This is a genomic window from Desulfosarcina ovata subsp. ovata, assembly GCF_009689005.1.
Classification (GTDB): domain Bacteria; phylum Desulfobacterota; class Desulfobacteria; order Desulfobacterales; family Desulfosarcinaceae; genus Desulfosarcina; species Desulfosarcina ovata.
In genome coordinates this window covers 3,440,865-3,452,171 of sequence record NZ_AP021879.1, presented here as the reverse complement: position 1 = coordinate 3,452,171, position 11,307 = coordinate 3,440,865, and the positions used below count along the sequence as shown (strand labels likewise).

General features: G+C 57.0%; 14 protein-coding genes. All 14 read right to left on the bottom strand.

Going from position 1 to position 11,307, the window contains the following annotated elements:
* Positions 1-53: 53 nt before the first annotated feature.
* The 14 genes from GN112_RS15325 to GN112_RS15260 all read right to left on the bottom strand — a co-directional run bounded on the left by GN112_RS15325 (position 54) and on the right by GN112_RS15260 (position 11,233).
* The gene (locus GN112_RS15325) at positions 54-512 is read right to left on the bottom strand and encodes a GPW/gp25 family protein (RefSeq protein WP_197743330.1); all 459 of its coding nucleotides are present in this window, start codon (positions 510-512) and stop codon (positions 54-56) included.
* The gene (locus GN112_RS15320; RefSeq protein ID WP_155311012.1) at positions 509-1,471 is read right to left on the bottom strand and encodes a hypothetical protein; all 963 of its coding nucleotides are present in this window, start codon (positions 1,469-1,471) and stop codon (positions 509-511) included. The genes GN112_RS15325 and GN112_RS15320 overlap by 4 nt, the downstream gene beginning before the upstream one ends.
* Before the next feature lie 14 nt (positions 1,472-1,485).
* Positions 1,486-1,788, bottom strand: a complete 303-nt coding sequence (locus GN112_RS15315; RefSeq protein ID WP_155311011.1) for a hypothetical protein — start codon at positions 1,786-1,788, stop codon at positions 1,486-1,488.
* A 10-nt stretch (positions 1,789-1,798) separates the two neighbouring features.
* Positions 1,799-2,065 (bottom strand): PAAR domain-containing protein, encoded by a 267-nt coding sequence (locus tag GN112_RS15310; protein WP_155311010.1) that lies wholly within the window; start codon positions 2,063-2,065, stop codon positions 1,799-1,801.
* A 2-nt stretch (positions 2,066-2,067) separates the two neighbouring features.
* Positions 2,068-2,442 carry a hypothetical protein gene (locus tag GN112_RS15305; RefSeq protein WP_155311009.1) on the bottom strand — a complete coding sequence of 125 codons (375 nt, stop codon included), beginning with the start codon at positions 2,440-2,442 and terminating at the stop codon, positions 2,068-2,070.
* Positions 2,435-3,202 (bottom strand): glycosyltransferase, encoded by a 768-nt coding sequence (locus tag GN112_RS15300; protein WP_155311008.1) that lies wholly within the window; start codon positions 3,200-3,202, stop codon positions 2,435-2,437. The genes GN112_RS15305 and GN112_RS15300 overlap by 8 nt, the downstream gene beginning before the upstream one ends.
* 11 nt (positions 3,203-3,213) lie before the next feature.
* Positions 3,214-4,263 carry a phage baseplate assembly protein V gene (locus GN112_RS15295; RefSeq protein WP_155311007.1) on the bottom strand — a complete coding sequence of 350 codons (1,050 nt, stop codon included), beginning with the start codon at positions 4,261-4,263 and terminating at the stop codon, positions 3,214-3,216.
* A 15-nt stretch (positions 4,264-4,278) separates the two neighbouring features.
* On the bottom strand, positions 4,279-4,605 hold the full coding sequence (locus tag GN112_RS15290) for a hypothetical protein (protein ID WP_155311006.1): 327 nt from the start codon (positions 4,603-4,605) through the stop codon (positions 4,279-4,281).
* Entirely contained in the window at positions 4,592-5,023 is a 432-nt protein-coding gene (locus GN112_RS15285) for a YcbK family protein (RefSeq protein ID WP_155311005.1), read from the bottom strand. Before GN112_RS15285 ends, GN112_RS15290 begins: the two co-directional genes overlap by 14 nt.
* A gap of 13 nt (positions 5,024-5,036) precedes the next feature.
* The gene (locus tag GN112_RS15280) at positions 5,037-6,302 is read right to left on the bottom strand and encodes a phage late control D family protein (protein WP_155311004.1); all 1,266 of its coding nucleotides are present in this window, start codon (positions 6,300-6,302) and stop codon (positions 5,037-5,039) included.
* Positions 6,303-6,401: 99 nt separating this feature from the next.
* Entirely contained in the window at positions 6,402-6,692 is a 291-nt protein-coding gene (locus GN112_RS15275; RefSeq protein WP_155311003.1) for a LysM peptidoglycan-binding domain-containing protein, read from the bottom strand.
* Positions 6,689-7,159: a CIS tube protein gene (locus GN112_RS15270; protein WP_155311002.1), complete on the bottom strand. Its 471-nt coding sequence runs from the start codon at positions 7,157-7,159 to the stop codon at positions 6,689-6,691. Before GN112_RS15270 ends, GN112_RS15275 begins: the two co-directional genes overlap by 4 nt.
* Positions 7,160-7,161: 2 nt before the next feature.
* Positions 7,162-7,473 (bottom strand): DUF7768 domain-containing protein, encoded by a 312-nt coding sequence (locus GN112_RS15265; protein ID WP_155311001.1) that lies wholly within the window; start codon positions 7,471-7,473, stop codon positions 7,162-7,164.
* Between the two features lie 7 nt (positions 7,474-7,480).
* Positions 7,481-11,233: a phage tail tape measure protein gene (locus GN112_RS15260; RefSeq protein ID WP_155311000.1), complete on the bottom strand. Its 3,753-nt coding sequence runs from the start codon at positions 11,231-11,233 to the stop codon at positions 7,481-7,483.
* Positions 11,234-11,307 lie beyond the last annotated feature (74 nt).

Here is an 11,307-nt window from a genome sequence, read left to right as displayed (position 1 = left end):
TTTAGCAACATGGGCTCCTCAAACTGCCGCAAATGACAGAGAGGACCCGCTTGTTACTTACCGGCAATGGCGCGGAACTGTCGGGGAGCGGAAACTTGAAGCGGCTCGCGATAGAAGGGGTAAACCAGGTTACCTTCCACCTGGCTCTGAATAACGCGGTAGGAGATGCGGACCGGCAAAATGTGGCGGTCGATATTCTGCGATGAGTCGTCAAAGGATACGTCGGTGATGACCACCCGCTTTTCCCAGCGTTTGACGGCCTCGATGACGTAATGGCGGATCAGGCCTTTCAGAACTTCATCGTTGGGCTCAAAAATGAGGTCCTTAAGCCGGGAGCCGAATTCGGGGCGCATGAATCGTTCGCCCGGGCGGGTGCCGAGGATCTGGATAATGCTTTCGCGGATGTGTTCATGTTCCAGCGAAGTGGCTGAAGAGATCTGCGCCCCACCCGAGCGTTGCCGGAATCTGAAGGGAAATTTCAGTCCCTTTCCGAGAAAATCGAGTCCCATCATTCACGCTCCTCACAAATCACAGGAGCGACATCATCGTTACCGTATTCATCTCCGGTTCCTGCGTTTTCAGGAAAATGAATGACGAGGTCAAGACCGTTCACCATGGAAAGATGGATCGTACCGTCGGCTTCAATGATCCCTTTGTGGCCGCTTTCGGCTGCGGTGAATCCCTTGGCTCCGCCGGGAACCAGACGCACCTGAATATCCTCACCGACACCTTCGATACGAACGATGGCGAGAATATTGACGGTACCGGCAGGGTTGCCGACAACAGCGGTACGTTCGTCGTGAGAGACATCGAGACGGTATCCACCCGGCAATTCAACCCGATAACGGCCTTGGGCCGTCTGGACCGGGTCGATATCGAGAGGCAAACCCTCGATTCCGGCGGCTTCATGCGTAACGCGGATCGCTTCCGGTTTAAGGGTGAGTTCCCGACTGTCAGGAAGCGTCACGATACCGCCGCTGGCAGGTTCAAGTGTGACGGCGGTTCCATCCTGGCTGATAGAGACAAGGCTGCCGTCTGCATTCACCCGCACAAGCACGCCGTCAGCCAGGGTGAAGATACGTCCGCCGTCCGGCAGATCCCGAACGGTGGTTCCCTCAGGCATGGATACAAAAGGGTGAAAATCCGGTGGATTGGGTTGTTCGACCTGTTGAATATACTCTTGGGCGCTTTCCGCGTGGGCTTCCAATACGGTCTGGGCCTCGGCACGGATCGCTTCTGAAGCGTTGTGACTCTGCTCCATGATATCCTTGATCGCAGAGAGGCTGTTCTTGACCTGAAGAAGATAGGGTTCTTCCTCCTCGCCGGTCACGCCAAGGCCGGTGGCCAATAACCGCGCCAGCGTCATAATTTCATAGTGGGACAGCGACGAACTGGTCTGTTCTATGATCGGCCCGCCTTCCTCACCGTAACCGTCTCCATATCCTGATCCTTCTTCATCCCACAGGGCCATATCACCTATCTCCTTTACACTGGCTCACCGTATCCACCGCCAAATTCCTCGATCACTTCTATCTCTACGTAACGAATACTGTCCCGCGACGGAGAATCGTAAACCATGATAATCGTAGCTCCCGTGCGCCAACCGAGCCGGACGCGCCCTTCCCAATCAACCCAGGCGATACTGGAATCGACGGTCTCATATTGCAGTTCGCCTTTTGGCGTTCCGCGAATCGAGAGGGGAACCGACATGGACCACCAACTGCGCGTCACCTTGATTTTTTTTGGAAACACATCCCAGTAATAAAACCCCAAATCTTCGTAATCCATCCGTCAAACCTCAGTTATCAGTGGTGTCCAGGCTGCCGGTGACAATGACCGCGCCGCAGGCGGTGACGTCGCCGATGCGTGCGTTGGGCATACCTTCAGTGGTCGTATCGAGGCTTCCGGTAACAATGGGCGTGACCCCATGACCTGGAATAGGACATGCGTGCAAATCACCCAAGCGTGCAGCGGGCCTACCGTTGACCACCGTTCTCGTTGCGCCGGTGATGATCACGCCGCCGTGGCTGGAAATGTCACCGAGTCTGGCTTGCGGTCTGGCCATGATCATTTCCCCGTCAACACGCGAATCAAAAAGCCGACCACACCGCCCACGGCTCCGCTGATGGCGAGTACCAGCCCCACCACCTTCCACATGGTCTCGACACCCATCTTCTGATTAAGACCTGTTTGCAGGTTTTTGATGTCGTCACTGTGACGACGCAGATCACCCTGGATATTGCGGACCACAAGATCGACGTTCTCCTTGTCCGATTTTTTCTCGATCTCGCGCTCGATTTTTTCCAACCGCGCTTGTATTTCCCGACGGTGATCTTCAAGAATCGCTCTGAACTCGGCTCGCCAGGAGTCGAAGGTGCGCGCCAGGAGACGCTCATTTTGCTCCCAGTTGCACGGCGTTTGGCCTTGATCGCGTTCATCCATCGGGTTCTCTCCTTTTCAGCGAGAAGCGTTCTCGAATTTGAAGATCGACCTCAAAGCGATCCGCCAGCCCCCTGCGCTTCAAAGCATTAGAAATGGCTTCCCGAGACCAGTGGACTTGTTCCAGCCGCATCTCATGGGAAATGGACCGGGGATGGACTCGATATTGGTACAGCGGCTTTTGAATGTGACGAATTTCAGTGACTTCAGATAAACGCAGGCATAGATCGTAGTCTTCGGCGCATCTGAAATCGGCATCGATACCGCCTGTCTGTTCGTAAACCGAACGGCGTATGAGCCGAAAATGGAAAGTCATAAAATCGAGAAGTAACCGGTCCTTGCTGTACGGAATACGACACCGTCGTCCGTTCCCCTTAACCCGCCCGACAGTGTCAATTAGCTGGTAATCTGTATAGACCATCCCCACCGACGGATTCTTTTTCAGGACCGCGACCATTTCTTCCAATGCCGTGGGTGCCAAAAGGTCGTCGCTGTCCACCCAGCACAGGTAGGCCCCGAAGGTATCCGCCACGGCGGCCTTCAAGGACTTAACAGCCCCCCGGTGATCGCATGCGGCGACACGGACGCGTCTGTCCTTCTTTGCATATTCGATGGCGATTTGGGCGGTCTTGTCGGTTGAGCCGTCATCCCAGACCAGCAGATCGAAGTCCGTATAAGTCTGAGCAAGCACGCTTTCGATGGCTTGGCCGATATATCGTTCTCGGTTGTAGCCCCTGATGATTACCGACACTGATGGATACATAAGATTTTCCCTCATGTGTTGATCAACACCTTATTGCTGGAGCGGACGATGATGTTGCCCATGACGCCGTCCATGAGGATGACACTGCCGGATTTGTCGGTGGCCTGTATTCGTTCTTGTCCGGCTGCGGCGTTCATGACCACCACCTGGCTGGCTTTGTCGGTCAGCTGGATCTTTTCTGCGCCGCTGGTGGAATCGATGAGAATCTCCTGAGTGCCGCAAAGCCCCCAGATATGAACTTTTTCCCGTCCCTTGGTGGTGTCGATGAGAATCTTCTGCCAGCGGGCCCGGGTCTTGTCGCAGGATTGGATATGGATTTTCTCCTTATCCTTCCATGCCTCCCAGCGCATGAACTGACGGCAGAGATCGGTGATTTCGATACGGCCATGCTGGTCCTTGATGTCGGCGGCGATGTCCAATTGATCACCTTGCTCGGCATTCTTGGTCCCCCGTCTTCGGGAGTTGCCGGTTTGAACATCCCGCTTTACCCGGCAGTCCATGTGAAGGATCTGCCCGGCGCGGTCGATGATCTTTAAAAATTCCTCTTCATCCCGGTCGTCAAAAACGATGGTGTGGCCGGTCTCGGTTTTGAGCAGTACCTTGCGGCGTGGGCAGTAATACGGCGGATGGCCGTGGTATTTCTTATGTTCGAGGTTGTCGTGGCTGTCCGGTTTATGTTCGACTTTATCCTCACAATCCCGGCAGGTGGGATCGCTGCAAACGCGTTTCGACTCCTCCGGCTGTTCACCGGGATTGCTCTTTGCCAGCCATACGCCCGACCAGATGGGGAACTGGACCTTGCCGCCTTCGAACTCCGCCCATACCGACGCGCCTTCTTCGGGAACAAGAAACACACCGATGTCCTCGTTCCCGCCGTAGGGAAAGCAGGGTGATGCCCAGTCCGACCAGTTCTCCTTGCCGGTACCGAGCACCGCCGGCACTTCCAAACGGCAGCGCCCGAGACGCTCGGGGTCGTTGTTATCGCGCACAAAACCTCGGTATTTGCCGTACCAGCGGTTCTTGTAACGCTCCTCATGTTGTCGGTCCTGGGTTTCGATCACAGACAATCCTCCCGCTTATTTCAGTGGCAGAACGCCGCGCAGTACCTCCCGCACCACACGGGTCGCAAGTCCATCAGCCTTCTTTTTCGGATCGGCCTTGGTCACCGCGTGACGAAGGGCATCCTTGGCCGCCGTCTGGAGATTGATTTCCTTGGTTGCGACTCCACTTTTCACCTCTTTTGCTCCCATTCGCTCAATGACACCGATAACCGCATCCAACGCCGCGGCCTTGGCTCGGCCCCACGAAGTCAGTTTGATAATCGCCAGAAGCGTCGCGAGAAAAGTCCCGATGAGCTCCTTGTGGTCCAAAATAAAGGTCAGAATCTGTTCAAGCTGTTGCATGGTCGTTTCCTCCTGTGTTTTTCAGCGCTTCTGCAAGCGCAACGTATTTCCCGTCGAGCTGTCCCCAGCGGGCCCGTCCGTCTCGCACATCCACATGAATAAATCCCTTGTCCGGGTAGACGCCGATACCGCCGTTGCGAAAGGCCTCAACGTCTTCGGCCAGTCGGTACATTTCGGTCGGGGTCATTCCTCTGACTGAGATGTCCGCCGCGGTTCCGAGCAGATGCTGACTTCGGGTTGCTCCGCCTATCGCCCGATTGTGTTCCGAACAGCGGTAACCGCTGGTGACTCGAACCGGCAGACCTGCGAGATCGCGCAGCTCCTGCAGCGCACCCACCAGCCGCTGGTTGATCTCGGCCCGGTCGCAGCATCGACATGCGAATTCATGCCGTGAAAAGTTCTTGCTTAGATTTCCCATTTATTTCAACTCCTTACCGTCGTTGCCCGCTATCCGCGTCGATGGTCACCATTTGTGGCGGTTCTTCCTGTGGGGTCAGCGGCGCTTCCTGGTCGTTTTGCTTACCCTTGGCCTCAATCGACTTGTCACCGGCTCCTTTGCCCAGAGCGTTTTTCTTGAGTTTGAGTTCGCACTGATATCCATTGTCACCGATGGCGTGACGGATCGAATGGCAGTAATAGATTCCGGAGAACTTCTGACCGACGCCCTTGACTTCCACGTTCTGCTTGGCCCGCAGCGCGGGAATGCCGATGGTGACGGCGACGGCCTCGACCTGGCGGAGCTCGGCTTCCTTGAACTTGCCTTCGGCCAGGTCCTGGGCGGGTTCCTGACGCGGCTCTTCGTGGAAGCCTTCGGACCGTTCGAAGCTGGGAACGATTTGTCCCGACTCCTGCTCTTTAAAGGCTCCCTCACCGGTATTTCCGTCGACCAGGTAGGTCCGCTTGCCGAGAGACGTGCGCTCCGGGGTGGTCTCGTTGTTGGCGGTATGTTCCACGGGTTCTTTCTTGCGTGGATCAACGCCGGTGGTCTTGGTCTCCGTTCCGGCTCCTTTTGCCCCCTGTGATTGGGTGGAGGGGCGAAAGGAGCGGAGCACGCCCTTACGGTCGGTGAAGTATTCAAGGACCGCGGCGGGCTTTTTCTCCAGCTCGCGGGGATGAAAGTGCAGTTCGTCGTCCTGGATGTAAAAGGCGTAACCCGTAACTCCGTCGCCATCCTGTTCACGGGCTTTGATTGCGAGTTCCTTGAGAAACTGGGCGTCGGAGATGTTGCTTTGCGCGACCCGCAGATGTTGTCCCTTGGTGGGCTTCACCACCGACGTCAGTCCGTTGGCGGAGCTAATCTCCTCGGCGATTTCGGAATAGAGGATGCCCGGAGCGGGCTTTTTCCAAACCTTCTGGTTCTCTTTGCCTGCCAGTTTGAAACCCTTGTCATAGGCCTTGATGCGAATGGTTGGGTCACCGCTCTCTGGAAAGTCGTAATCGATATCCTTGATGACTGCCTTTTTGCGCGGGGAGAGGTTGTCGACATATCCGAAGCGGGCGACGATCTCGTTGCCCTCCTGGAACAACGGATCATCCACAAACTGCAGGTTGCGGTTCGTGACCGACAACTCCAGGACATCGAGTTCCTCCTCGTTGTCCTCGAAGATGAACGAGGTTATCTCCTGCGTGATGTCCGCCGATAATGTCTGTCCCTCGATCTGAATCAGGAACGTCGGTTTGAATGTATCGAGATCCATGCGCCTAACTCCGGTTGTACCGCCGGCATGGCGGTCTTCACCGGATACTTACCGGAGCGTGGGGAAAGTTGTCGGCGCGAATGAGATGAAAGGCTTGAGTCAGCTCAGCAAGCGCATCAGAACATGTTCAACGGATGGAATTCGAAGCACGGTGCCGGGCTCGATCTCCAGGGGGAAGAAGATGTCGTTGTAATCGCAGATGATCCACCACAGATCGGCCCGGTCCAGGTAGCGGTGGGCCAGCAGATCCAGCCTATCGTCGTCAACCACCGTGTGGAAACGATCATCGGGACGGGGAGTTGTATCGACGCGTGGCCGGACTCCCAGAAACTCATCCCCATAATCCGTGTAAAGGATGCCCGAGGCATAACGGGAACGACGTCCGATCATCCGCGCACCTCCGAGTAATCCACCGACTCGTCGATGTACTCCTCGAGCACCATGTCGACTTCGGCATGTTGGGGAAGTAGATTGTCCCGGTCGAACAGGTGGAAAAAGCGCGCCTTGACCTGCCTGACCACGCAGAGCACACCGGGATAAAGATCACCAAACATGAACAGCACACGGTGCGGCGCGTTCTTGAGCATCGTTCCTGCGTGCTCCGGGTAGAGGAGAGAGCGCAGCCAGTCCACCGATTCCTTGACCGGTCCCTTGAAGAATAAAATTTTGAAGCTGATCTTACGGGGTTCGCCGGCCACATATTGGTAGCGGGGATGGCTCATCCCTGGAATCTTGATGGCGGCGTACGCGGTGCTTTTGTCGTCCACGATATCGTTGGGGTTATATTGGAAATCCAAGTAGTCACCCGTATCCACATCCACGATGTATGCTGTGATCTCTTTCTGGTCCCAAGCCACGGTCAGAACTCCTCGATCTCGACCACGGTCTTGCCAAGACAAAGGGCGTGGTCCATTTCTCTGCGCATGCCACTGGAAACCCCATCACCGATATAGGCCCAGACCTCGTCACAGGTTTTCATGAAAATCAGTCCACAGGAGATGCCGATCTCCCGCTCCGACGCCTTTTCATCGTCAAGGAAGCGGGTGAACAGAAGATGGGGTGCGAACGGCGCGCAGCCTTGTTCCACAGCCTTGCGACACAAGCGTTCGGCGACAGTTACATTGCGGGTGACGTCTCCCGCATAGCGACTGCAAATGAATATTTTCTTCATGCTATCCTCACAGCGTTTCGTAATTCTTGATTTTGCGCTCACGCAGATCGCGATAGACCGATTGGGCAACCTGACGTCCGTCGAGCAAGGTGGTCACCGAGACGTCGATGGGCCGTTCCGCGAGCGCGTCGAATTTGCTCAGGATGGCCTCCAATACCGGCAGGAGGTTCTCTCCGGTGGACGACTGCGTGAAACCGTTATTTCCTGCTCCAAGGACACCTCTGGTCTCGCCGAGAAGACGCGATTGTTCAGGAGGCGCAGCCTCCGGTCTCGTTTCCATGATCGCCGGCTCGGTTCCGAAGAGAGGCGTTCCCGCCGAAGGGATTTCACCAGCTACAACCGGCGTAAGCGCCAGTGTCCCGACCAGCATCGATGGTACGGCTACACGTCCCAACATATCGTTCATGAAACCGAAGGCTCCAGCGATTGCCTTAGCAGGAACCGCCGCGGCCTTGGCGATCCCTCCGGCCAGCGCTTCCAGTAGTGCTGATCCGCTACGAGTCAGATTGGCCAGCGGGCCCTCCTTGGCGTCGGAAAACGGCAACAGATCGCGAACAAAAGATAGGGCCGACTTGGCCGCCCGGTACGGTGCGGCGACCGCCGATTTGATCCCTTCTCCCACCGTGGTGAGAATGGCTTTACCGCTTTCAAACGCAGTGCCTGCCAGGTTGGATACAGTGGACGTCACGGAATTCCACGCTCCTGAGGCGGCGTTCTTTACCTTTTCCCAGGCGGAGGAGGCGACTGAAGCCAGCCCTTCGAACGGCGCTTTGATCCACTCCCATGCACTTTGCGACATTGATCTGAGACCGTCCCAAGCCATGGATGCGGCGTTGGTAATGTGACTCCACGCACTTGAAGCCGTATCGGCGACCCAGGTAAAGGGTTTGCTCACGAAGGACCACGCCGACTGAGCAAGGTTGCCGATCCCTCTCCACAATTCACTCGCCGTGGAACGAATCCCATCCCAAACGCTTCTCGCGACATCACCGATCCAGCGAAACGGCGCGGCCATGGCATCAAACGCCGACGCGCCGAGACCCTTGATTCCGTTCCAAGCGGAAGCGACCACGCCAGTGACACCACGCCATGCGGACGCAGCCAACTCGACGCCTTTTCGAAACGGCAAGGTCAGCGCCGAGAGGATGCCGGAACCCAAGGACTTGATGCCTTGCCATATCCAGCGAACAGCGGAGAACATCCCCTTGAGCGCCATACCGAGTATCTTGCCCGGCAACGAAAGGACGCCCAGCATGCCTTTGGCGAGAGTCTTGAGAATCGACGCACCTGAATTGCTCAGACTGGACAAAGGTCCTGTCTCGGCGTCTGAGAACGGCAGCAGTTTTCTGAGCCAACCAAGCGCCTTCTTGAGGAGCTCGAACGGATAGGTCACCGCCGACCAGATACCTTTGCCCAAAGCGATCAATAGTCTTTTGCCCGCTTCGAAAAAGGTCGTGTCGCCCGAGAAAAAGCTCCGCACCGCTCCGAAAACATTCCTTAAGGTTCGCACCAGCGGCAGGTCCATGAATGCGGCGACCAGCGACGATGCGATGCCGCTGAAGAACCGTCCGATAGACGAGAACAACCCCTTGATGAAATTCCAGACACCGACGATCACATCCAGGGCCCACCGAAACGGTGTGGCCAGGAAATCAAAAACGGCGCTGCCCATGGACTTTAATCCGTCGACTACTGAAAGGTCTCCGGTGAGCACCTGCCAGACCGTGTAAACCACCCGGCCGACCATGCGGAGCGCCTGGACCAGGAGGCGGATCGGCAGGAAGAACTTATAGATGAACTTCCCGGCTTCGATGAAAGCCGTGACAATGGTCTTACCCAGCCAGACGACCGCGCGCACCACCCAGGTGACGACCTTGACGACCGCCACCAGGTTGTAGATCACGAAGTTGAGCAGATACGCGCCCACCTTGGCGATGACACCCAGAACCGTGCCGAGCGTTTCTCCCAAACTTCGATAGGATGAAGCGTCGGCGGAAGATGCCGCCAAGCCGAAGATTTCCAGGACCGAAAAGACCGCCTTGTAGAGAGCGCCGTATGCCTGCATGAGCGCACTAACCGCCGGTTCAAGAATCGCCCGGATCTTTCCGAACGCGTTGGAAAAGGCTTGCCATAAACCTGTCAGGAATTGGCGCACCCGGTAATAGATGCGAAACACCGTAACTACGAGTCCCATCAATCCGGCCGCCTCTAACTTTTTGGCCAGCTCAGCCGACATCCGTCCGGACCCGCCGCTCAGGGAAGAGATCAGCTCACGGATACCGCCCACGACGAGTTTTACCTTTTCCCACGCTCCAAGAATCGTGTCGCGGATGCCGCCGAAGTTGCTCTCCCACGCCTTTTTGAGCAGATAGACGGCCAGCACCACGCCTCCGATGATGGCCACAACCGGCAGAAAATAGGTGGCGAACACCGACCCGACACCGGCCACAGCCGCTCCCATGGCCGCAAGACCGGCCTTGATGGCGGGAAGCATCAAACCGATAGTCCCCGCGGCGGCGATTACGCCGCCCACAACGACGAGCACCGCACCCAGGGCCATGGACAGGGTGAGAACGACCCTGGTCAACCCCGGCATGGACTTGGCCAGTTTCTGAAAGAAGAGCACGGCTTTGGAAATGCCCTGAATAATCGGCGTGACCACCGGGAGCAGTGTGCGACCGAGGATTTCAGACAGGTTGCCGATTTGCTGCCACAGGAGCTTGAACTGGCTGCCGATGTCCATGTTCATCGCCTGTGCCATCTCTTCGGTGACGGCGGTGCCGGTCTTCATGGCCCGCGCGACGGACTGAATATTGGTCTCCAGCGCCCCTACGCCCTGGGACATCTGTAAAAGGAACTTGACGGCTTCGTCGGAACCGAAGGCTTTCTTGATCTCCACCTGGGCCGCGGCCTGGGACAGGTCGGGGAAACGCCCCTTGATCTCCTGGAGGATGGGGATAATCCCTTTCAATCGTCCCGTGGAATCGATAAACGAAAGCCCGAGCTTCTCGCCGGCCTCGGCGGCTTTCATGATGAACGCCTTGTACAAGGTTCCGGCTTCCGAGCCGGGCATGGTGGTCTGCAACTGTCCAAGAATGGCGAGTTGTTCCTGCAATGGGACATTGGAAGAGGCAGCCACCGCGCCGATGTTCTTGATGGCGTCGGCCATCTGGCGGCCGTTGGTCTTGAAGGAAGCGACCGTCTGGGCCATGGCTCCGGCGAATGTCTTCGCCCACTGCGCGTCCGACATATCCTGCATGATGGGCTTGAAAATCCCGTAGGCCGTGGTGAAAGTGCCGACCATCTCTTCGGTGGTCGCCTTGGTGGCTTTGCCGGTGAGGGCGGCCATGGCGGTGAACGATCCGACCGCTTCGTCGGTCAACCCGGATAAAGCGGAGCGGACGTCATAAGCGGCGGTGATGAATTCGGCCTTGGTCGATCCGGACCAGGTGTTGGTGAAAGATTCCGCGGCGTCTTCAATGGCTCGCAGATCCTTGACCCCGAGGGAGGACAGTTCACCGAGCGCTTTCTGGGTGGCTGCCGTGGAAGCCACGAGACCGACGGGCAAGGCCATGAGCGCCAGACCCGTGCCGATCATCATGGTGCCTTTCTGGATACGGTCGAGGTTGCGCGTCATGCGCTCGCTGGAAGCTGCGACCGTGGCGTCCAAGGACTGCATGGACGTCTGGACCCGGGCCGCGTTCTGCGAAAACCCGTCCTTCATCGAAACAACGACACCGAGTCCAAGATCTTCGTTCATGTGCGATTGCGCTCCAGTTCCTCACGTTCAAAAGCAAGCTGCCGCTCCAGGGCTTCCACGAATTCGCGGCGGAC